Source organism: Maribacter corallii (assembly GCF_047345415.1).
Classification (GTDB): domain Bacteria; phylum Bacteroidota; class Bacteroidia; order Flavobacteriales; family Flavobacteriaceae; genus Maribacter_C.
This window is the reverse complement of record NZ_JBLFEP010000006.1, coordinates 195,335-218,767: the sequence shown is the minus strand read 5'-3', so window position 1 is coordinate 218,767 and position 23,433 is coordinate 195,335. Positions and strand designations below refer to the sequence as shown.

Below are 23,433 nucleotides of genomic sequence, written 5' to 3'. Positions count from 1 at the left end.
ACTATTTTCCACCATTTTTATGTCTTCGTCTATTTAATATTAGTTATTGTATTAATCGATTTTTCTAAAACTCACTTATTATGCAAGGGTATCCCATTTAATATTTCCCTGATTTTGTTCGTGTTGTTCATTTCGTCATAAATGCCTTGATAGTCATTTTGTATGAGCATTTGTTTAAATTCTTCCAAGTTCTGAATATACTCGTTTAACGTTTCCACGACATTATCCTTATTTTGTTCGAATATGGGTGTCCACATTGCCGGTGAGCTTTTTGCGAGTCTAACGGTACTTTCAAAACCAGATCCCGCCATGTCAAAAATATCGCGTTCGTTTTTTTCTTTCTCGATTACGGTCTTTCCTAACATAAACGAACTGATGTGTGACAAATGCGAAACATAGGCGATGTGCTTGTCATGGGCTTCTGGATTCATATATCGAATTCGCATTCCCATTTTCTGAAATAGTGCCAACGCCTTCTCCTGTAATTTGAAAGCCGTCTTTTCCACTTCACAGATGATATTCGTCTTGCCTTCATACAGGCCTTCTACCGCTGCGGAAGGACCAGAAAACTCCGTACCAGCAATAGGATGTGCCGCTAAGTAATTTCTCCGCTTTGGATGATTTTCCAAGGACCTACAAATCAAACTTTTGGTAGACCCCCCATCAAAAACCACGCAATCATCGCTTACGCCATCCAGTATCTTAGGAAGCTCGCTCACCAAGACATCAACTGGAATCGAAACAATGACCATGTCCGCAAGACCAAGCTCCTCATGGCTCGAAATATGGTCAATGAGATTCAAGGATAACGCCTCTTGCAAATGCGCCTCATTGGCGTCAATACCATAGATGGTCGCCTGTGGCACAAAGCGCTTGATATCCTTGGCAAAGGAACCCCCGATCAAACCGATACCGATGATAAATACTTTCATTTTATTTACACTTTAATCTATATAGACGCCCTGTTGGGGTCAAAATCACCTGCTATGTCCTCCTTTATTCGGAATGTATCCATTTGTAGTAACGGTTCTACTTATCTCTACATTTTTAACCGACATATCCGCAACTTTCTACCTGCGCTATCTAAAATCTTTTTATAGCTTCTTCAATCTTTTCTTCAGTGACACATAAGGAAAATCGGATATACCCCTCGCCGTTACTCCCGAAAATGGTTCCCGGCGCAATAAATATGTTCTTATCGTACAGCACATCGTCAATGAATGCTTCGGAGGGTTTGCTTCCAGCAGGCAATTTCGCCCATACAAACATTCCGACGGCATTGGTATCATAAGAGCAACCTAATTTATCGGCCAGTTGGAACATCAATTTTCTTCGAGACGAATACACCTCATCGAGACGATCAAACCACTCTTTACCACTTCTGAGGGCTGCAATGGCTCCTTTTTGAATGCCATAGAACATTCCGGAATCCATATTGCTTTTCACTTTAAGTATCGATTGAATGTGTTCTGCCTTACCGAGCACCATGCCCACACGCCAACCGGCCATATTAAAGGTCTTACTTAGTGAATTCAGTTCCAATGCGACATCTTTTGCCCCAACAATGTTCAGAATACTTGTTGGGTTTCGACTTAAAACAAAACTGTACGGATTATCGTTGACCAGTAGAATATTCTTCCTCTTTGCAAAATTAACAAGTTGTTCGAGCTGCTGCTTCGTAGCAGTCGCGCCCGTTGGCATATGTGGATAGCTTACCCACATCAACTTTACTTTTGAAAGATCTTCTTTTTCGAGTGCCCCTAGGTCAGGAAACCAATTGCGATTTTCCATCAAATCATAATTTCTGCCTACGCCCCCCACCAACTTCGTCACAGCATTGTAGGTCGGATATCCGGGATTCGGAATCAGCGCCTCGTCTCCAGGATTCAAAAAGGCCATGCTGATATGCATAATACCCTCTTTTGATCCCATTAAAGGCAATACTTCGTTCATAGGGTCGACCCTCACATCGAACTTTAATCGATAAAAATCGGCAATGGCCGTTCTTAAAGCCGGCAGGCCTTGATAACTCTGATATTGATGGGCGCCCGCATCGGTCACGGCATTTTTTACTGTATCGATCACCTCATCCGAGGGGGCAAGATCCGGGCTGCCAATACCCATATTGATAATCGATCTACCTTCAGCGACAAGACCCCGTACCTCCCTAAGTTTTTTTGAGAAGTAGTATTCTTGAACCGTTTTTAACCTATCGGCCGTTTCTATCATAGCCTCCCATTTTTATATTCACCCAATACTTTGAAGTCTTCCGACATGATGTTCAACAATGATTTTGCCTTTTCAAAATTGTCATAGCCTTGAAAGGTCACATCAACAAAAAAAGCATATTTCCAAGGTGTCTCAATAATGGGCAAGCTTTGAATCTTGGTCAGGTTCAAATTGCAATCGCTCATAACATTAAGTATAGCGGCCAAACTTCCGCGTTTATGATCGGTTTTAAACCGTACGGAAGCCTTGTTGATTTCCGTCTTGGCAATCTCCTTGTTTTTTGTCTTTACAATGATAAATCGCGTGGAGTTATTCTTAATGGTCTGTATGTCGGATGCTACGATGTTCAAATCGTACAATTCGGCGGCAACTGAAGGTGCGATTGCCGCAATACCCTTTAAATTGTGTTTCTTTATTTGCTTGGCGGTCTCCGCTGTGTCCACATCCTCGACCATTTTAATATGGGGCTTGGTCTTTAAATATTCGCGACATTGCAACAGCGCCATAGGGTGTGATCGCACTTCTTCAATATCATTCACACTTTGCCCTTTCAGAACCATCAGATGGTGATGAATGTTCAAATAGTGTTCCCCAATAATGTGTAGACCATTGTCATCTACCAATGCATAATTGGGTATAATCGAACCGGCTATCGAATTTTCGAGGGCCATAATTCCCTTGTCTGCTCTACCTTCAAGAAGCTCATCTACCAACTGATGAAAAGACAAACATTCCACTAATTCTATATCAGCACCAAAATAGTCTAGCGCCACCTGATGATGGTTAGACCCTTTGATACCCTGTATTGCAATTTTTAAACCCATTCTAGCAAACTATCAACGAAAAAAGTCCCGCTTTTGCGGGACTTCCATACTATATCTTGTTGCAATATATTATAACAGTCCCTCACCTCTTTTAAAGAAGTAAAAAAAGTAACCGTTAAAAAAATATTGCTGTATCATGATACACTTAAACTTAGGCTAATGTAATGATTTAATTTAGAATTTCTATTTTCCTTTGATTTTTTTTCAATCCCCGTCAAAATTTCAAAGCCAGTCCCAGACCATTTTGATTCCCTACAGGAGTGATATAAAAAGAAGTCTGTTTATCGAATTGCCTGTTGTAGGTAAGAATAGCATTCTTTTTAGACCGGTTTGCCTTAGTTAAGTAAATCACCCCGATTACTAGCGATCCCAGTGACCCTACCAATGGACCCAAAGCTCTTTCTGCCCTTTCGTTTTTGGGTCGGCGATCGTCCAAGATTTCGGAATAGGCCCAAACCAAAAGGCCAAGCTCGGCCAAAGTTGCAATTCCGGCCACTGTTTCCTGTGTCTTTGCCTTTTTCCATTGTAATTGTACTTCGTCATTTTTGATAAACAGGGCTTCCAGTTCTTTCTTGTTTATCTTCTTATCGTCTTGATAGTACTCAGGAGCCCAGAAGCCTGAGAACATCGTAATTTCCTGCGCCATCACTTTTGGAGCATACAACACGAGTAAAATCAGTAGTAGCTGGGTCTTAAGAATTTTCATACTTGGATATTTCGAAATAGAACGAAACCCGCACTAAACAATTGTGTCGGAAGTCATAACTTCTCTTTCAAAATAGCGATCATGGTCTTGATACCTTCCCGATAGTTGCCCAGCCTAATGTTTTCATTCGGACTATGCTGGTTATTATCACGATTTACGGTAGGAACCGTTACCGCGGGGATACCCAAGGTACTTACAAAAGGGGAAATCGGTATCGACCCACCACTCATCCGAATCATGATCGGTTCTTCGCCAAACGCCTTTCCCAGGGCACTCCTCAACCATAGTCCGACTTCGGAGTCAAAATCTGTCCGGAACGATTGATAGGAGATTTCAGTGGTAAGGGTTGCTATTTTGTGGTGTTTCAACCGTTCTTCTTTGGTAGGTTCGGTATCGATTACAACATATCCTTGGTCTTGCACATGCGATTTTATCAAATTCAGCAGTCGTTTCGGGTTGGATTCCAACACGAGCCGCACATCGATTTCCGCCCTTGCCCAACCCGGTATAATGGTGCGTACTTTTTCATTGATCCAGCCCGATTGCATTCCCCTAATGTTTAAAGAAGGGTATTGAATGGCTTCCTGATAATAGTTTCCCACTCCATCGGCTTCCACTATCTGCAGTCTATTCTTGATCTGATTCTCATTATCGGGCACGGCCCTTAGGATTTTTTCCGTATCCTCATCTATTCGGATTCCATCATAAAAACCAGGAATGATCACACGCCCACTATCATCTTTCATAGAAGCGAGGAGTTTGGACAATCGAAGTGCCGGATTCGGAGCATAATTTCCGAAATGACCGCTGTGCTGAGGCACTACCGGTCCATAGGTGGTCAAGGTCGCAGTGGCAATTCCCCTAGCGCCAAAGGTCAAAGTGGGCTTATTCGTGATGTGACGCGGGCCATCGAAAATAATCAACATATCCGACTCCAAAAGCGAAGCATTGTCAATTACGGCTTGTGGCAGATGTGGAGAACCCAACTCCTCCTCAAAATCCATAATGACCTTAATATTATAATTGGGCCGAATGCTAGCCTCGGCGGCGGCATCCAAAGCTGCTAAAAACATAGCCACCGGTCCCTTGGCATCGCTTGCTGACCGAGCAAAGACCCGCCAGTCATCTTCATAATTCGTAATTCGATTCCAGGGAATGGATTCCCAATCGCCATCTTGACCTTTCTTTTTCAGGGTAGGCGTATACGGACTTTCTTGAAACCATCGTGTACTATCTACAGGCTGCCCATCGATTTGCAGGTAAATCAATACGGTCTTCTTTGCGCTCTTATGCGTACGTTCGGCAAGTACTAAAGGAGCCCCTTTAGTCGCAATTCTATTTGTGGCAAACCCCCTCATACCGAACTCGGTTTCACACCATGTTACGTTTTTTTCAATATCATCAGGATAAAAGGCATCATTAGGAATGCTCAACAGCTCTTTCAATAGCGGAAAAGAACATTCTGCATAACGATTTGATAGGTCATCTAGTTGAGCTGACTTATTCTGGGCCATCACTAAAATGGGGAGAAAAGTAAAAAGGACAAGGTATTTCATAGGTGTAGTATTCTATACCTACTAAAATAGTACTTATCCTTTTAGCAAAAAACTAGTAATCGATAAGGGACGACACTAGAACTTCAAAGCCAGACCAAAACCGTTTTGGTTACTTGTAGGAACCAAACGGTATGATGTTTTTTTATCTAAGGAGTCATTATATTCCAATATAGCTTTTTTCTTGTTCTTCATTGAAGAATGAAAAAAGATAGAACCGATAAGACCTGTTCCAGCGACAGCAATGGCCGGACCTGTTAGCGGTTCATTCTTATCGAGGTTAGATAAGAGCCATATGGCAGATCCAAAATTAGCCGCACCGAAAACAAGTCCTCCGAGTGCTTGTTTTTTCGATTTTTGCCAATGCATTTCCGCCGCCTGGCTTTCTTTCATTATCGCGTCTATCTCTTTCCAGGAGAGCTTAGTCTTATCTTGGTAAAAAGATTCCCCCCACATCCCTGGAAAAGAAGTTATTTCCTGTGCCTGTAAAGCAGTAGCACCCATTAAAAGAAACAGCATGCTGAAAACTATCTTTTTCATTATCATTATTTTTTTGTTTAAAGATAATCAATTATTCTTAAACAAGAAAATAGAATTAACCTTACTCTAACATATATTGAAACTCTTTAAGATAGTTGTTAAAATGATTTTCCTCCTTTTCCGCTTGAGCGTTTTGGCCATTCTTCACCAAAATATCGATCAACCTTCTGTAAGACTGTAAATCACTTATCAATGTTTCCAACCGTTCGTACTTCTCATCGATTGGCCGTTTGCGGTAATAGTTCAATCGATCCACATACACTTTCTTCAATGTCGCAAACATGGCTCTAGCTTCTTTAGTTTCTCCTACTTTGAAAGAGCCATCCAAAAAAGGCTCCACAAAAGTATGATAGCCATAATGTTCTATCGGAATGTGTTTCCGAACCAATTTGATGATGGATTTTGCCTTTTCAATTTCGTTTTCCTCCAATAAGGTTTCCAGTAGTCGTGCCAAGACAATACGATAGGATACGCCCCACTGCTTTCTCGTTTGCGGATCATGATAGATGTCAGCGTCACCGGAATTTCCCCAATCCCATGTATTGATGATTTCAAACATCAGTTCACTATCTATCCTTCCCTTGTCGAAAATAGATTCGGTCTTGGTTTTAATGGGTACCAATTTGTACGCTAATCCATCCAGTTGTAAAAAATCGCTCATCCAGATGTATTCCTTTTCGTCAAAGCTTCCGCCTGAAAAGTAAATCGGCCGTTCCCAATCATTGTTAGCAATAATGTCGAGCATCATAAGACTTGCTTTACCGATACCCGATTGTGGTAAGTCGATGTCTATAAAGTCGACTATTTGATCCGCATCTTCTACCTTCACCAATCCGGTCTTTAGTACCTTTTTTTTGTTGACCGGCAGCCTTATTTTATAGGTGGGATAATACACGGCCTCGAGATAGCTATCGGAATACCCATTTAAGTCACGGCCTTGTTCTTGCAAAAGATTCTTGACTTTTGTTCTTGGGACATCGCTCGCCACCCATTTCATAAAGTCCTTTATAGCCCAACGGTTATCGGTTATCGGCGCATAGTAGATGATATCCCTAGACCCGTATCGGTACAGATCGTGATCGAGTTGCGAGGGAATAGGCGCACTCTCATAGGCCCGACGTTTCATCTGGTCAATAAACCAATCTGTTCCGAAATACGTGGTAACCACCACTCTGGTATCCGTTCGATACCCCTCTATGTCTTGAACATACCAAAGGGGATAGGTATCTATGTCACCTATCGTAAACAGAATAGACCCTGCATTCTTTTTCGTAGAATCGAGATAAGCTTTGGCCATTGCCAAAGCCGTATACCGGTTGCTGCGATCATGGTCATCCCAATTTTGTTCGGCCATACGCAAGGGCACTATCAACAAACAAATCAAAAGAACCATCGGCCCTACGTATGCTGATCGTATCTTTTTTCTTAACAGGTTGATTAAACCATACGCTCCGAAGCCAATCCAAATTGAAAAAACATAGAAAGACCCTACCAAGGAATAATCACGTTCTCGTGGTTGAAATATTGGTGGGTTGGTATAAAACTGAATGGCAAGGCCCGTAAATAAAAAGAAAACCAATAGTACCCAAAACTGTTTCCAATCACTTCGAAATTGAAAAACCAAACCGACAAGGCCTAAGAGCAGCGGTAAGAAATAATAAGTGTTTCGACCTTTGTTCCGCAATACCTCCTCGGGTAGATCTTCTTGACTTCCCAAATGCAGGTTATCTATAGGTACTATTCCAGAAAGCCAAGCCCCATTGTCGTCAAAACGCCCCTGTTCATCATTCTGTCTACCGGTGAAATTCCACATGAAATACCTCCAATACATATAACCCAACTGAAAATGAAGCATGTACTTGATATTCTGACCTAGGGTGGGAGGGCGCACTTCGATGTAGTCGCTCGCTTCATTAAGAAAGGTTATATACTCGGTTATCCCTATCTCACCCTTAGCGTGCTGCTGTCTTATCAAGTTTACCGTATTCTTTAGGTCTTGATTATTTTTATACTTGGGTTTAATGGTGAAATCGAGCACCCCATAATACCGCATGTAATTCTCTGCATTTTGCTCACTCCACATGCGTGGCAACCACCCTTTGTGCTCTTCAGAGGATCCTCGGAGTGCTCCTTCAAAGTCATTTACGATGACATATTTGCCCAGTCGCTCGTTTCTCTCATATTTTGGTCTATCGTCCTTATCCGGATGGTCCGATGCAAACGCAGCTGAATAGTAGGCTCCGTAAAAGGGGCTATCGGTAGCAGGATATTGTTCCCTATTGTAGTATGCCAACAAGGAACGGGCATCAGAAGGGTCATTTTCATTGATCACGGTTTTGGCACTGGCCCGAATGGGAAGCAATAGCCATGATGAAAATCCCAAGACCAAAAAAAGTATGGAAAGAAGTATCGTATGGGCTGCCATATATTTACGTCTCCTTGTATATCGCAGGCCAAAATAGAAGAGGGCGACCAACAAAAATCCCATGAGTACAGTACCTGAATTAAAAGGCAACCCGAAAGAATTCACCAACACAACCTCGCACCAACCGAACAGTTGAAGCACGTAGGTCAGCGCAAATTTGAACACCAACATCAGCACGCCGATTGCCAAGAGATTGGCGAGAATAAAATTTTTGACCGTGGGCCTATAGCTCTTGAAATAGTAGAGCAATACAATAGAAGGGATTGCTAAAAACCCCATAAACTGAACACCAAAGGTCAACCCGACGACAAATGAGATAAGCAGTAGCCATTTATTCCTTCGTACGGAATGTTGGTCATCCGTCCATTTGAGTCCCAACCAAAGCAATAGGGCCATAATGAAACTTGCTGTAGCATATACTTCGGTCTCGGTTGCATTAAACCAAAAACTATCTGAAAAGGTATAGGTCAAAGCACCGATGCTTGCACTACCTAAAATGGCGATGTGGTTTTCCCTAGTAGGCCTTTTGATCTTGAAGACCAGTTGTTGTAGCAAATGGGTAATCGACCAAAAAAGAAAAAGAATGGTAAAAGCGCTTGAGACCACTGAAACATAGTTGACCATGAGTGCAATCTGCGATTTATCATAGGCAAAGAGCGCGAAGAACGCACCTATCATCTGTAAAAGAGGAGCCCCCGGCGGATGGGCAATCTGCAATTTGGCCGAGGTAGCGATATACTCACCGGCATCCCAAAAACTTACGGTCGGTTCAACCGTAAGGGCATATACCACAAGCGCAATACCAAAGAGCGCCCAGCCCAACATACGGTTCCATCTGTTAAAGTGGTTTGTTGACATCTAAAAGTACTTTATAACAAAGGACTTTCAGAATAGTTTAAAAACGTATTTTAAGTAGTGGGAAATAGGCACTAGTACCCGTACTAATTTCGCATTTTCCGCACCAATTCCTGACGGTTGGCGACTTTTAGCTTTTGGTAGATATTGGTGATATGGGTTTTTACGGTACTAATGCTGATATAAAGCTCATTTGCTATTTCCTTATTGGTTTTTCCTTCAACAATTAATTTTTGAATATTCTGTTCCTGCCTGCTGAGTGCGACGGGTATAGGTGCACTTTTTCGGCGAACTATCAGAAAACCTGCGAGCCCCAGCACCAAGACTCCCAATATGTAATTCACCATCTTGCTCCAGGCGTATTTTTTTTCTATCGTACCCTGTGTTAAAAACGCCAGACGCTTTTCAAGAAACAGATAGTTTTCTTTGGGCATTTCGCTTTCTTTAAGTTCGGAAAGAAGCGCGAGATAAAAAGCTGAATTTTTGGTGATATCCTGTTCAAGGAGTCCCTTTTCTTCCAATTGCTTGATTCCTATCAATTTTACCATCAAAATGCGGAGAGAGTCTTTCGCATAACCCTTTAACTGTTGCTCCTCGTTATCTTGGTCCAATTTCGATTGTAACAATTCCGTCTCGTAGGCCAATAACCTTTTCCATTCTTTATCGGCTTCGTTGGTGGTTGTGTATTCGGCGAAAGGAACTTTAGTTCTCTGGAAAATCATTTTATCCGACTTGGATAAAATAAAGGTAGCCCCGGCAGCAATCGTATCGTTTAATGCTTCTTCTACCCGTTTCACATAAATATGATACACGGCATCTTTATCGGCAATGTGTTTTTGGTCAAAAGTGAACGAACCATCTTCCCTGGTTAGCATCCAGGCTACGGGCTTTGCAAATTTCAAATCCTTGATATGTTCGATATTCAATTTGGTCAAATGTACTTTGGCAGGAGTGCCCTCAACATTTCTATTGATTTGGCCAGAAATTGCCGCCTGGGCACATACCACAACACTGTAAAAAAATAAAAGAAAAAACAGGCTTTTTTTAATCATATATCATCACATTACACTATCGCTTTTAATAACTGACGCGTCTCTAGTACTTTTTGAGTTCAGTCCGCTTCGAGCCCTAAAAAATCAATAGCATTCCGGTAATAGAATTTATGCAACACTTTTTCGGGCAATTTTAAACCAACATTTTCTTGTCCTCTCTCATAAATCGAATCAGTGGTACTTACATATCGCCAAAGACGATCGTAATCTTTCTCAAGGGCATGGACTTCGTTTTTCAATTCATTTGGACTTTTTCCATCTTGGACAACCGAGTTTCCATAGTCCGTTCCGAACAGGATACGATCTTGGTATTCGATAAAAAAAGCCTTCACCTTCTCGGAATCCTGTCCTACCAAATCACCAAAACGAGCTGCAGGCTCTACATACATATTAGGAAAGCGGTCTAAACGTTGCGCCACCATTTCTACATCATGCGACATACTGCCTAAATGCGCGCCCAAGATTTTCAGTTCGGGGTTGTTCTCAATCCATCGATCTCGAGCATTAATAATCGTTTCGTAGGATGGTATCTCCGGGTGTTGGAAGGCATGGTATTCGGGGTGCTCCGAATAATAACCGTAATGTGGATTGTTCTTGTCATTCAATGGTCGCCATGCTTGGATAGGCTCTCCGATATGGGCCATTACGGGAATGTTTCTATCTTTTAAAAATTCCCATATGGGCTGCAACCGAACGTCATCTATTTGAATGAACTCTCCAGAGGCATCTTTGGTGACCATACCAAAATTCTTCCAAACCTTGACCATCAATGCGCCTGCTTCGATTTCATTTTTTAACCGTTCGATCTCTTTCTCGGCAAAATCAGTGGCATCAATGTCAACCCCGATTAGGGAGGTACAGAGAAAGTACAAATCAGGCTGGGTACCGCTATGCGCTAAATACTCGTTCCAACTTCTATTGACTCCTGCTGAATCGGCAATGGATACATCAACAAGAACGGCTTGCATATTCCATTTTTTGAAAAAATCGAGAAGGTAATCTCGAGAATATTTAAAGTGCGCGTGCACATCGATCTTTTTGATCGACTGCTGCACTAATTCAGGGGATACATTGCTCCCGCCCTCTTTTTTTGCTGTCTGACAAGCATACAGACAACAGATTAAAACTAGTATCAAAGATCGCAAAGTCATACTGAAAATTATTCCTCATAAGGTACTAATATCCGCGCAAAAATTTAAATAAATATTAGTGTTAACAAAATCGTTTTCGTTCCTAAATGAGCTCGAGCGAAGGACCACTAGAGAAAATGTCCAACGTTCAGAACTTTTTGGCGCACTTTGATTACAAATGACACTAGGGGCAACACCTGTCATCCGTTGTATATCAAGCCTCTCTTTCACTACCCCTCTGCATGCATAGGCCATACAAATAATATAACGGTTGAGAATTTGGAGGAAGCGAAGTTTTATTCTGTACATACATTCGCCGATAGATTGCCCATTTTACGTTGCTATTTAATAGAATATATTTTATATTTAGATGTATTTGTCGTCACCTATAAACCATATTCAATGAAATTGCAACAATCGTTGATTCAAAAAATCGATGACTATATAGGTATTGAGGACCTCAGCAAAGAAATGGAGCGGTATCGTTCGCTGACTCATGAAAAGAAATGGTTCAACTATATGATCATTTACTTCAATTGTCTCTATCATCAAAATGAGAACGTTGAAGAACACACTATTTCTTACCGCCAAATTATATTAGGGACGAAGGCATTTCTTGATGAGTTCAATGAAACACGTAATGAGGCCACTATTCAATTTTTATTAGACCTTATACAGTTCAAATTAGATTATGTTGAGGGAATGAGTCGTATTCCTTAACTCGTCATAGCATCCGTATCGGACTCTTTAGACGTCATTTGTTCATCCATATGGGCAGAAAACAAGGTCATTAATTGAAGTTTGATTGCTTTAAGTTCTTTTCCATATTTGTTCTCCCATATTTGCAGAATCATTTGCTCATAGAGGCCTAAGCGGTCAGAATTTGAAGAATTATCTAAATACTCCACTAGTTCTTCGCGGCTTTGCAAACCAAAAAACGCCAGTATCTGTGCAATTAATTCTTCATCTGTTCTTCCCTTTGAAATTTTAAAATCAGATGCTGAATTAGCCGCGGCATTCAACATTTCCCCTTCACCTCGAAGTAGCCATTCGGCGTTGATGTCAGGATAGGTGCTCAGTATTTTTTCAACGACATTTGAGCCGATATTCCTTTGATGTTTCCAGGCATTCGATATGCTTCCATGGCTTACCCCTAAGGACATTTCGAACTTATTGAAGCTTAAATCGCGATGTAGAAGATAGTCTCTCAGTCTATTTAAAATCATCAACTATTTTTTTATGTAAAAAATATTTTATAATTTGCGAATGCCAATTGCTAATATCTGATTATTTTTTACAGCTCAACAGTTTTAAATACTGTCATGCTAGTAAAAAATTGTCATGCTAGGAAAACTATAAAAATATTAGCAAATGACAAATTATTCCAAAATCACCCTTGCCCAAAGTGAACTTGAAATTATTCTAGATTTTGAAAGAAATTTAGAACAGATTTTCTCAACCGACATTAAAGTAGTAATCTGTCCGCCTTCTGACGGACTTGTAAACCTGGCCATAGAGGTCGATTGCAGCTTCAGTCTTCCTGAAATAATTTCCTTAATTCGAATGCCCTTTGATGATTCTGACCAAAAAGTCAATATTTCGAAGCCCATTCTACAATTTCAAAATGCGCTATATGGCTTAAATCAAGCCCTTACGCCCACATTCGATTTCGAAGAAGTTTCCATATACTTTAAAAACACCTCGATCACTATCTATTCCGTTGAACAGAACAGTATTGTTGAAGAATTTGAATACATCGTTCAAGCCCTTCTTCATCATTACGAGTACTATTCAACAATAATGGGCCAAGCACCCAATGAAATCCATATTCCAGTCTTAGAGGATACTACGACCAAAAAGCTTTTTACTAAAAACAATTCGGTCAGACCTCAAAAATACGATTCCCCTTACTCCAAATACTGGGGGCTTTATTTCGACTCTTTAGACAAACCTCTTATCTACAATCTAAGTAAAACTAATATTACTCCGGGTGATCTATATTTTTGCTTTGATTAGTACGTGTAATGAACTATTACAGTACTCTTTTTATTACTTTTTAAATATTCTTCAATGCTAAAATAAAAGAATTTTGTTAAAAAGCAATATGTGCTTGATCGTTTACTATCCCTCGATTTTAAGTAGGCGGTCTTGTACCATATTCAATTCGTCTTGTATACCAGGGTTCGTACAATTGATTAATGCCGCAAAAACCATTTGCTCCCTCGGATAAACGAATAGATTTGAATACCCCCCAACGCCATTTCCAACATGTCCGTAGTATGGTCTTCCGTGCTTATCCTCACTCACCTGCCAACCGAGTCCATAGTAGGTTTTGTTCTGCTTGACCGTCTCGGAGGTCAAAAATTCATCAAGATGCTCTTTATCCAAGGCTTTTTCATCTAAAACAGCCTGGCCGAATTTTGCGATATCCCCAGAGGTAGATAGAAATCCACCTCCGGCCAGTTTATAGTGATTGTTTACAGGTATTGCCTTTCGAAAACCAAAGCGATTTTTAGTATAGTAAGTTGCTCGAGTTTGGAAAACTGTATTGGATCGACTGGTTCCTGGGTTTCGGTCTTCAAGATGTAGTGTTTCTTCCTCCCCTTCTCTCTTTCTGGAAGGGGCCAAGGTCTTTGTCATATCGAGGGGGCGCAAAACCTTTTCCCGGGTATACTCTTCAAAAGGAATCCCACTTGCTTCCTGCATCGCCAATGAAATCAATACCCAATCAAAACTAGTATACAGATAATCCGTACCCGGTTCGAAAAGCAGGTCGTCGTCCTTAAAAATAGCAATACTCTCTTGAATGGAGTAGGGCTTGTTCAAACCGTATTCCAAGCCTCGGTATCCTCGTATACCTGCCGTATGGCTGGCGAGTTGTCGAATGGTAAAGTCCCATTGTTTTTTAGGGAAATAGGGTACGTATTTGTAAAAGGAAGCGTCAAGGGAAATCATACCATCCTTGACCATATGTGCCAAAGCGATTGCTGCTATATTCTTTGATATACTGGCTATTCTACAGATTGTTTCCCCGGGGTCCATGGGAATTCCGTTTTCTATATTTGCATAGCCGTAGCCCTTTTGCAACAACTTTTCCCCATTGCGCATCACGGTAACCGAAATACCGGGCACTTTTTTCATGTCAACCAGTTCTTGAAGCAACATATCCGCCTTGACCAAACCAGTAAGCTGCTGGTCATTACCTACTACACGTTTCTTGCGTAATATGTCTTTGATATACTTGAGAATGGGGTTCACACCGTATACAAGTTATTGGGTTGCCATGGATTAATTTTTAAATATCAGTTTACCATTGAAAAGTGTTTCAATTTCAACTTCCGGGGGTCGGTTACTGCTAATCACGTCACCCGTACCTCGAATAACCCCGCGTAAAGACTGTTGCGGATTTACGAACAGATCATTGGTTCCGCGATGGTCTATGGAAACTCGCTCTGCGATAAGATTTTCAGCCTCGATACGAGAATCCCCGGCTGCTATCTGAACGTTGAAATCCATCGCCGAACCCCTTAGCTTAAAATAGGTAATTCCGTTTACAATAAGGGCCAGATTCTCCACATTCAAATCCAAATCGAATTCACCATCAGTGGTTTCACTTTCCGGGTTTAAAAAACTTTCCGAAATCAACGTCAAATCTGCATAGTTCAAAACACCCTCGCTTCTAATAGGCAAGCCGGTACTGCTTCTTATCTCAGTAAGCTCAGGTGCGGTAACGTAAACCGTGGTGATTCCATAGTCTCGAACATAATTACAATCATTGGTGTCACGTAAGAGCAATCGACTTCCCTCTACCGTGATACTGACCTCATTTCTGAGAAACGATCCCGTTTCCACCTCAACTTTATGTTCAACGCCTTCCGCTACGATCAATCGCACATTTTCGAAAACCGTGATTTGTGAGAAACCAGCAACCACAACCTCATCCCTAACAATTTCCCCGGCGTTTTGAAAACAATCAGAGGCCGAGTTGGAATTACATCCCTGGTTTATGAAGATCAGCAGGTACAATAGGCAGAATGGAAGAGCGTTTCGTCCTAAAGTTCTCTTAAACTGTTTTTTTTGCGTGCTGTTCATGATCATAATCTAATCCCTATTCCAAATTCGACGGCTTCGGCAGCCGCACCATGTGATTTGAGTGAGATTTCGCCAAACCAGCGATTCCCAAAATAGCGTTTCAACCCCATTCTATTGTACACTTTTCCTTCAAAATCAAAGGGGTAGTACACATAATATCCGAGCTGACTAGTGACACTTAATTTATTGATGAACAATTCATGGCCTATGAAGACCCCCACACGTTTGAAATCGGTATCCGCAGCAATCTCATTCTCCGGAAAGGAAATCGATTGAAACCGAATCAACTCTTTTAAGAAGTTCGAAAAAAAGATATCGGCACCCAATTGTATGGCACTCTTCCTCCCCAACCGTTTGTCAACAAACCCCGAAAAAACCGCAAAGCCATATTGACCGGAATTAATTACATCACTTTCATTCACTCCTCCTCGGAGCGCTACCGTATAGCGAATGGGTTCTGTTATCTTTTCTTTTTCGCGTCGGATATAGACCTCTTCTTCTTGATTTATACTATATACCAACCCTGCATTAAAGGCCAACGTATTCGTCGAAGTATTCGGAGCTTTGACATTTGCATTGGAATAGTGAATGACCGAAATACCGGCCTTAATACCAAGATTCTTAATGATGTTCTCTTTCTGAAAGTTCAACATTAAATACGTAGAACTCAGTAAGGTCGAGCCGTAAGCATTATTTCTAAAATTGGTATTCTTATCATATGGATTGGTCGTATAGGCCATTCCCTGGCCTATACGGAGCTGCAGATTTCGTTTAAAGAAGTAAAAGTTAAAGTGAGCATACAATCCGATATTCTTACCTAGCGTCGGATTGACCATATCTTGGTAAATAAAGGAAGCCCCCAAATCTGGATAGTTATACCATTGTTGCCATTCTTCATTTCCGAACGTCTTGCGGTTAAAACCCAAAATAATTCCGGACGGATGTTCGGTAATCAAATGGTTGATATCAGGATTATGCAAGATGACACTGCCGTAAAAGGGGCTGGCCTCTAGGGTATACGATTGCTCCTCTTTATCTTGAGAAAAACCAAGCACCACCGTAAAAAGGAAGCAAAGGAGAACTTTTTGATTCATGGGGTGCAAAGTTAACCAGATAAAATGTCATGTTTTCGATTCCAATCGATTTTCTCTGAAAGGCCTAGAACAATTCCTTTGCAATTGCCCTAATATTATCCGATTTACCCATGGAATAGTAATGCAATACAGGCACTCCGGCCGCCAAGAGCTCTTTGGATTGTTGCACACACCATTCAACTCCGACCTGACGTACCGTTTTGTTGTCTTTACACTTTTCGACCGCATCCACTAAATCTTCGGGCAAATCGATTTTAAAAACCTGCGGTAGTAGGTTCAAATGACGTTTCACCGCAATCGGTTTGATTCCCGGTATGATAGGCACATTGATTCCTATGCCCCTTGCCGCATCAACGAAATCAAAATACTTTTGGTTATCGAAAAACATTTGTGTCACCACATAATCCGCGCCCGAATCCACTTTTTCCTTCAAGCGTTTCAAATCCGTTTTTAGGGACGGGGCCTCTAAGTGTTTTTCGGGATAGCCGGCCACCCCAATACAAAAGTCGGAACAAGCGTCCGTTTCGATTACTTCATGCAGATACTTGCCGCAATTAAGATGCTGAATTTGTTCGACCAAACCAATCGCATAGTCATGCCCCCCTTTGGTAGGTTCAAAATACTTCTCTTCACGCATGGCATCACCGCGCAGGGCCATGACGTTATCAATACCCAAATAGTGACAATCGACCAGTAGGTACTCTGTTTCTTCTTTGGTAAAACCACCACAGAGCACATGCGGCACGGTATCTACATCATATTTATGCTTTATCGATGCGCAGATGCCAACGGTACCCGGCCGCATGCGGGTCAATTTTTTGTCAAGTAATCCGTCTCGATCGATATACACATATTCTTCCCGAGATGTGGTTACATCGATAAATGGAGGTTTGAATTCCATCAAGGGGTTTATATTGTCATAGAGTTCTTGAATATTCCGTCCTTTTACAGGGGGAATGATCTCGAAGGAGAAAAGTGTTTTCCCTTCTGCTTCCTTTATATGATCCGTTACTTTCATAAACAACCTATACTTTTATTACTCCCGCTTCACGGGAATCTCTTCATTCAACTATGCGCAATTCAAGTCATCTTGGAAGCACCTTCAGCAACGCACTTCAAATCTCGTTCAATCCTCCGAAATGTTAGGTGCCAACCATTGCCTCGCCTTCTCAACAGCAATGCCTTTGCGATCGGCGAAGTCTTGCACCTGATCTTCCTTTATTTTTCCAAGCCCAAAATAGCGCGCCTCCGGATTCGCAAAATAGTATCCGGATACTGATGCAGCCGGCCACATCGCCAAGCTTTCCGTCAGCTTCACTCCTATCTTATCCGCTACCCCAAGAATATCCCATATGGTCAATTTTTCTAAATGATCTGGACATGCAGGATACCCTGGCGCCGGTCGGATACCTTTATAGGACTCATTGATCAATTCTTCATTGGTCAAATGCTCGTTGGCAGCATATCCCCAATGTTCAGTTCTCACTGCATGGTGTAAATACTCTGCAAAGGCCTCCGCTAAGCGATCAGCCAAAGCTTTGATCAGTATAGAACTGTAGTCGTCTAATTGCTCCTCATAGGCCTTCGCCAAATCCGCCGTACCAAAGCCCGTGGAAACACAAAAACATCCAATATAATCTTGTTGGCCACTCTCTTTAGGCGCGATGAAGTCTGCCAATGCATGATCAGGCACGCCTTCCCTACGTTTTAGTTGTTGACGCAATGTTCTAAAGACATACCGTTCGTCCGCAGCTACTTCAATATCATCATCGTTGATCGTATTGGCAGGAAAAAGACCGAAAATACCCTTAGCTTTCAATTGTTTTTCCCTTAAGACCGTATCCAGCATTTGCTGCGCATCGGCAAAAAGCTGAGTAGCTTGTTCCCCAACTATATCATCCGTTAAGATATCCGGGTATTTTCCATGAAGCTCCCAACTTCGAAAGAAAGGGGTCCAGTCGATATAGGGAACCAATTTTTCCAAGGCTAGCTCTTCGATGACCTGAATTCCCAGTTGTTTGGGTTTAACGATGGTAGTTTCGTCCCAATCGATTTTAAACTTATTGGCCCGCGCACTTTCAAGGGTTTTGAACTCTTTTTGAACAGCGCGTTTCAAGAATTTATCGCGAAACAGATGATAATCCTCCTTGATTGCCTTTTTATACCTGCCAGAGCTCTCTTTTTGTAATAGATCGCCTACCACAGTGACCGCTCTTGAGGCATCATTTACATGTACCACAGCCTGACCATACTGTGGGTCTATTTTTACCGCTGTATGGGCCTTACTGGTCGTCGCTCCCCCAATCAATAAGGGGATCGTGAAGTTCTTCCGTTCCATTTCCTTGGCCAAATGCACCATCTCATCGAGGGAAGGCGTGATCAGACCACTAAGACCGATGATATCCACACTTTCGTCAATAGCGGTCTGTATAATTTTCTCCGGAGGAACCATGACTCCTAAATCGACAATCTCATAATTATTACAGGCCAATACGACGCTCACGATATTTTTTCCAATATCGTGTACATCTCCTTTTACCGTGGCCATCAATATCTTTCCCGCGTTGGTGGAATCTCCTTGCTGAGGGTTCAATAATTTTTCCTCTTCGATATAGGGCAATAAATAAGCGACCGCCTTTTTCATGACCCTAGCGGACTTCACCACTTGAGGCAAAAACATCTTTCCACTCCCGAACAGGTCGCCTACCACATTCATTCCGGTCATTAAATGCCCTTCAATGACCTCAATAGGTTTAGCGCACGCCTGCCTCGCCTCTTCTACATCAGTTTCAATATATTGATCGATCCCTTTGACCAGAGCCCTAGTGATTCTATTTTGCAAGGGTTCTTCACGCCATGACAGATCGATCTTACTTTCTCTTGCTTTACCTACAACTGATTCGGCAAAATCCAATAAACGTTCCGTAGCGTCTTCCCTTCTATCGAGCATTACATCTTCCACATGCTCCAATAGGTCTTTGGGTATATCGTCATAGACTTCCAATAGTGCCGGATTGACAATACCCATATTCATCCCTGCTTTTATGGCATGATACAGGAATACGGAATGCATGGCCTCTCGCACAGGGTTGTTTCCTCGAAATGAAAAGGAAACATTACTCACACCACCGCTGACGCTACAATGGGGAAGGTTTTTGCGAACCCATCGGGTTGCTTCGATAAAGTCAATGGCATTTCGTTTGTGTTCGTCCATTCCGGTGGCCACCGGAAAAATATTCAGGTCGAAAATAAGATCCTCAGGGGGCAGCCCAACCTTGTTCACTAAAATATCATACGAACGTTTTGAAATCTCTATACGCCGGTCGTAGTTATCGGCCTGTCCGACTTCATCAAAGGCCATAACGATAACGGCGGCACCATATCTCTTGATCAGTTTGGCATGATGTACAAACTCTTCTTCCCCTTCTTTCAGGCTAATGGAATTTACAACGCATTTTCCTTGAACCACCTGCAGGCCTGCCTCGATAATTTCCCACTTTGAACTGTCGATCATAATGGGCACACGGGCGATATCAGGCTCAGCGATGACCAGGTTTAAAAACCTCACCATGGCCTCCTTACCATCTATGAGGCCGTCATCCATATTGATATCGATAATCTGGGCGCCACCTTCTACCTGATGACGGGCCACATCGAGTGCTTCCTCGAACTTGTTTTCCTTAATCAAGCGCAGGAATTTTTTAGAACCTGCCACGTTAGTGCGTTCCCCAACATTGACAAAATTGCTTTCGGGAGTTACTACCAAGGGCTCTAAGCCACTCAATTTCAAATATCTTGGCTTGGCTTCAGTCATCTAAACGTTTTGAGTTATCAATGTCCTAGGCTCATGCTGTTTCACCAGCTCGGCAATTGCCGAAATATGCTCTGGCGTAGTGCCACAACAGCCACCGACAATATTTACCAAACCTTTTTCAAGGTATTCTTTGATTTGTTGTGCCATTTGCTCCGGGGTTTCGTCATATTCCCCAAAGGCGTTGGGCAAACCGGCATTCGGATGTGCAGAAACGGCATGCTCGGTTTTATTGGACAGGACCTCTAAATGAGGCACCAATTGACTTGCCCCTAAAGCGCAATTAAAACCTACCGATAAAATGGGAATATGGGAAATCGATATGAGAAAGGCCTCTGCTGTTTGCCCTGACAAGGTTCGGCCAGACGCATCCGTTATGGTACCACTGACCATGATAGGAATATCGATTTTACGTTCTTCCTTAATTTCCTCTATGGCAAAAAGTGCCGCCTTCGCATTCAAGGTATCAAAAATGGTCTCTAACAACAAAAGGTCAGATCCCCCATCGAGAAGTGCTTCCGCCTGTTGCTTATAGGCAATTCGCAATTCGTCAAAAGATACGGCGCGATATCCAGGATCGTTCACGTCGGGCGACATACTGGCGGTTTTATTCGTGGGACCCATACTACCCGCCACGAATCTCGGCTTATGCGGTTCTTTTCTAGTGAATTCGTCCGCTACCTTTTTTGCGATTCGCGCCGATTCATAATTCAGTTCATAAACCAAATCCTCCATATGGTAATCGGCCATGGCGATTGTGGTTCCAGAAAAAGTATTCGTCTCTATAATGTCGGCCCCGGCCTGAAAATACTTTCGATGTACTTCCGCAATAGCTTCAGGCTGTGTTAAGGACAAGAGATCATTGTTCCCTTGAAGGGGGTGTTCCCATGCAGCGAAACGTTCCCCTCGAAAATCTTCTTCTTTGAACTTATAGCGCTGTAGCATGGTACCCATTGCGCCATCAAGCACTAGAATTTTTTTTTGTAATACGTCTTTGATCGTTACCATAAACAAATGACCAAAATTAAAATTGGTCGAATAAAATATCAAGTAAGGAAAAGTGTAGACGGCCTGTCTGTTCTTTTGTTATCTGTCTTAATAACCAATCGATTTAGAACTGGTCCTGCGCATCCGAAAGCTTCGGGCCAGGGTAAGATAGAACGTAGCACCTTCTTTAAAGTTAAAGGGTTGCTAAGGCTTCATAGGGTCTAATCCCTCCACCTTTCTTGATAACGTTTTCAATGTATTAATGAACTAAGGACAAAGAAACGGCACAGTAAATTCAAAAGCAAGAAAACCCGTGTTTTTTATACTTCCAGGACAAAAAAACCTCCGATCGATAATCGATCGGAGGCTATCGCTAATTCACGGTCATAGCAAACTTTTTAGGCAATACTCTGCACCACTTCTTTTTTGGCTTCCTTCTTGGTGCCGTCAAAACCTTCGACTCCACCAACAGTGGTATATTTCATAACAAATCGCTTCCCTGGATTTATAATTTGATAGGCATATTGACACATCACAGCGGCCTCATGAAAACCGGAAAGGATTAATTTCAACTTTCCTTCGTAGGTGTTCACATCACCTATTGCAAATACCCCGGGAAGATTGGTCTGATAATCCTTTGCATTGTTCACGCGAATCGCATTCTTCTCGATTTCGAGTCCCCAGGTACCAAGGGGGCCAAGTTTTGGGGATAAACCAAACAAGGGGATGAAGTTATCTACTTCCAAATAGGTCTCTCCTCTACTTGAATCATTGTGCTTTATAACCACTGCCTCAACCTGTTCATCCCCGTATATTTTTTTCACCTCTGCTTCGGTGAATAGTTTTATTTTTCCCAGCTTCGCCAGTTCAGAGGCCTTTTCAACCGAATCCAAGGCGCCACGGAATTCATTTCTCCTGTGGACGAGGGAAACCTCGGCTGCTACATCGGTCAAATAGATTGCCCAATCCAGAGCAGAATCGCCACCTCCGGCAATCACCACTTTTTTATCACGATACACTTCCGGGTCTTTGATAATATAGGCCACCCCTTTATCCTCGAATTCCTGTATATTTTCAATGGGTGGTTTTCTAGGCTCAAAAGAACCTAATCCGCCAGCAATAACAACTACCGGGGCATGGTGTTGAGTGCCCTTATTCGTTGTCACGATATAAGAGCCATCTTCTTGCTTATCCAACGTTTCAGCTCTTTCACCCAAGGTGAAACCCGCTTCAAAAGGTTTAATTTGCTCCATCAGATTGGATACTAAATCCCCTGCCAAAATTTCCGGGAATGCCGGTATATCGTAAATCGGCTTCTTCGGATAGATTTCGGAACATTGTCCGCCAGGTTGTGGCAAAGCATCTATTAGATGGCATTTCAATTTTAAAAGTCCGGCTTCAAAAACCGTAAAGAGGCCTGTAGGGCCGGCTCCGATGATGAGTATATCTGTTTTTATCATTTTATTTACGTATTATAATATTTGAATTAGTAGGGTGAAAATTGCTATCGATTGCGCTGACGACCCTAACGGTTTGTCCGGAATACTAACGTCTTTTATACTCTTTCGACTAATTTTTGCGTGATTTCATTCATTTTTACTACTTTTTGTTCAAAATCACCTTTTAGGGTTTTTCTATAGACATTGAGATTTTTTACCATTTGATCGATATCTTCCGGAATCACCTCTTCAAAGAACTGACGAAGCCGTTTAGCTGTTGTTGGTGATTTCCCATTGGTGGAAATCGCTATTTTGACATTGCCTTTGGTCACGATACCACCCATATAAAAATCACAATAGGGAGGATTGTCGGCTACATTTACCAGTTTGTCTAAAGACCGGCAATCATGATACACCTGAATATTCACTTCCGGTACGTCTGTGGTTGCAACAACCATATGGGCACCCATCAAATATTTCGCATAATAGGTATCGGTAATCATTTCAACATCGTACAGCTGAGCCAATTTTTTGGTAGCCTCTCGAAACATGGGAGATACCATGGTGACCTTGGCGTCTGGACTCGACTTCGTTAAAAAGGTCAATTTCTCTTCGGCCACATTTCCTCCTCCTACAATCAAAACATGAAGGTTTGCAGTTTTCAAAAAAATGGGATACAGGTTATTTCGTTCCATT

General features: G+C 42.1%; 20 protein-coding genes and 1 riboswitch. Of the genes, 2 read left to right on the top strand and 18 right to left on the bottom strand.

From position 1 onward, the window contains the following. Nucleotides 1-71: 71 nt before the first annotated feature. The 9 genes from ACKWCA_RS20775 to ACKWCA_RS20735 form a co-directional block, all read right to left on the bottom strand. Entirely contained in the window at nucleotides 72-932 is an 861-nt protein-coding gene (locus ACKWCA_RS20775) for a prephenate dehydrogenase (RefSeq protein WP_413980168.1), read from the bottom strand. 151 nt (nucleotides 933-1,083) lie between these two features. After that, entirely contained in the window at nucleotides 1,084-2,229 is a 1,146-nt protein-coding gene (locus ACKWCA_RS20770) for a pyridoxal phosphate-dependent aminotransferase (RefSeq protein ID WP_413980167.1), read from the bottom strand. Next, nucleotides 2,226-3,053: a prephenate dehydratase gene (locus ACKWCA_RS20765; protein ID WP_413980166.1), complete on the bottom strand. Its 828-nt coding sequence runs from the start codon at nucleotides 3,051-3,053 to the stop codon at nucleotides 2,226-2,228. Before ACKWCA_RS20765 ends, ACKWCA_RS20770 begins: the two co-directional genes overlap by 4 nt. Before the next feature lie 214 nt (nucleotides 3,054-3,267). Further along, nucleotides 3,268-3,759 (bottom strand): hypothetical protein, encoded by a 492-nt coding sequence (locus ACKWCA_RS20760; RefSeq protein ID WP_413980165.1) that lies wholly within the window; start codon nucleotides 3,757-3,759, stop codon nucleotides 3,268-3,270. A gap of 53 nt (nucleotides 3,760-3,812) precedes the next feature. Beyond that, nucleotides 3,813-5,315, bottom strand: coding sequence for a M20/M25/M40 family metallo-hydrolase (locus ACKWCA_RS20755; protein WP_413980164.1), 1,503 nt, complete (start codon nucleotides 5,313-5,315; stop codon nucleotides 3,813-3,815). A 75-nt stretch (nucleotides 5,316-5,390) separates the two neighbouring features. Further along, entirely contained in the window at nucleotides 5,391-5,852 is a 462-nt protein-coding gene (locus tag ACKWCA_RS20750; RefSeq protein WP_413980163.1) for a hypothetical protein, read from the bottom strand. Between the two features lie 61 nt (nucleotides 5,853-5,913). Further along, nucleotides 5,914-9,135 (bottom strand): DUF2723 domain-containing protein, encoded by a 3,222-nt coding sequence (locus ACKWCA_RS20745; RefSeq protein WP_413980162.1) that lies wholly within the window; start codon nucleotides 9,133-9,135, stop codon nucleotides 5,914-5,916. An 83-nt stretch (nucleotides 9,136-9,218) separates the two neighbouring features. Further along, entirely contained in the window at nucleotides 9,219-10,184 is a 966-nt protein-coding gene (locus ACKWCA_RS20740; RefSeq protein WP_413980161.1) for a helix-turn-helix domain-containing protein, read from the bottom strand. A 59-nt stretch (nucleotides 10,185-10,243) separates the two neighbouring features. Further along, complete coding sequence (locus ACKWCA_RS20735; protein WP_413980160.1) at nucleotides 10,244-11,320, bottom strand: amidohydrolase family protein; 1,077 nt, start codon at nucleotides 11,318-11,320, stop codon at nucleotides 10,244-10,246. A gap of 396 nt (nucleotides 11,321-11,716) precedes the next feature. Between ACKWCA_RS20735 and ACKWCA_RS20730 the strand changes: the two genes are divergently transcribed. Beyond that, nucleotides 11,717-12,034 (top strand): hypothetical protein, encoded by a 318-nt coding sequence (locus ACKWCA_RS20730; protein ID WP_413980159.1) that lies wholly within the window; start codon nucleotides 11,717-11,719, stop codon nucleotides 12,032-12,034. Here the strand turns inward: ACKWCA_RS20730 and ACKWCA_RS20725 are convergent. Next, nucleotides 12,031-12,540 (bottom strand): hypothetical protein, encoded by a 510-nt coding sequence (locus tag ACKWCA_RS20725; protein ID WP_413980158.1) that lies wholly within the window; start codon nucleotides 12,538-12,540, stop codon nucleotides 12,031-12,033. The genes ACKWCA_RS20730 and ACKWCA_RS20725 overlap by 4 nt on opposite strands. 145 nt (nucleotides 12,541-12,685) lie before the next feature. Between ACKWCA_RS20725 and ACKWCA_RS20720 the strand changes: the two genes are divergently transcribed. Beyond that, the gene (locus ACKWCA_RS20720; protein ID WP_413980157.1) at nucleotides 12,686-13,330 is read left to right on the top strand and encodes a hypothetical protein; all 645 of its coding nucleotides are present in this window, start codon (nucleotides 12,686-12,688) and stop codon (nucleotides 13,328-13,330) included. Between the two features lie 105 nt (nucleotides 13,331-13,435). Here the strand turns inward: ACKWCA_RS20720 and ACKWCA_RS20715 are convergent, their stop codons facing one another. From ACKWCA_RS20715 to ACKWCA_RS20680, 8 genes are all read right to left on the bottom strand, one after another. Further along, nucleotides 13,436-14,572: a serine hydrolase domain-containing protein gene (locus ACKWCA_RS20715; RefSeq protein ID WP_413980156.1), complete on the bottom strand. Its 1,137-nt coding sequence runs from the start codon at nucleotides 14,570-14,572 to the stop codon at nucleotides 13,436-13,438. Nucleotides 14,573-14,602: 30 nt separating this feature from the next. Continuing rightward, on the bottom strand, nucleotides 14,603-15,406 hold the full coding sequence (locus ACKWCA_RS20710; RefSeq protein ID WP_413980155.1) for a head GIN domain-containing protein: 804 nt from the start codon (nucleotides 15,404-15,406) through the stop codon (nucleotides 14,603-14,605). A 2-nt stretch (nucleotides 15,407-15,408) separates the two neighbouring features. Beyond that, a complete protein-coding gene (locus tag ACKWCA_RS20705; protein WP_413980154.1) occupies nucleotides 15,409-16,500 on the bottom strand; it encodes an acyloxyacyl hydrolase in 1,092 nt (363 codons plus the stop codon). Nucleotides 16,501-16,564: 64 nt separating this feature from the next. After that, nucleotides 16,565-17,518 carry a methylenetetrahydrofolate reductase [NAD(P)H] gene (gene metF / locus ACKWCA_RS20700; protein WP_413980153.1) on the bottom strand — a complete coding sequence of 318 codons (954 nt, stop codon included), beginning with the start codon at nucleotides 17,516-17,518 and terminating at the stop codon, nucleotides 16,565-16,567. Between the two features lie 108 nt (nucleotides 17,519-17,626). Then, nucleotides 17,627-20,314 carry a methionine synthase gene (metH, locus tag ACKWCA_RS20695; RefSeq protein WP_413980152.1) on the bottom strand — a complete coding sequence of 896 codons (2,688 nt, stop codon included), beginning with the start codon at nucleotides 20,312-20,314 and terminating at the stop codon, nucleotides 17,627-17,629. Further along, on the bottom strand, nucleotides 20,315-21,319 hold the full coding sequence (locus tag ACKWCA_RS20690) for a homocysteine S-methyltransferase family protein (protein ID WP_413980151.1): 1,005 nt from the start codon (nucleotides 21,317-21,319) through the stop codon (nucleotides 20,315-20,317). Between the two features lie 117 nt (nucleotides 21,320-21,436). Next, a riboswitch (SAM riboswitch) is annotated at nucleotides 21,437-21,547 on the bottom strand. Nucleotides 21,548-21,696: 149 nt separating this feature from the next. Continuing rightward, the gene (locus ACKWCA_RS20685; protein WP_413980150.1) at nucleotides 21,697-22,758 is read right to left on the bottom strand and encodes an NAD(P)/FAD-dependent oxidoreductase; all 1,062 of its coding nucleotides are present in this window, start codon (nucleotides 22,756-22,758) and stop codon (nucleotides 21,697-21,699) included. A gap of 95 nt (nucleotides 22,759-22,853) precedes the next feature. Then, a complete protein-coding gene (locus tag ACKWCA_RS20680; protein ID WP_413980149.1) occupies nucleotides 22,854-23,432 on the bottom strand; it encodes a precorrin-2 dehydrogenase/sirohydrochlorin ferrochelatase family protein in 579 nt (192 codons plus the stop codon). Between the last annotated feature and the right edge of the window lies 1 nt (nucleotide 23,433).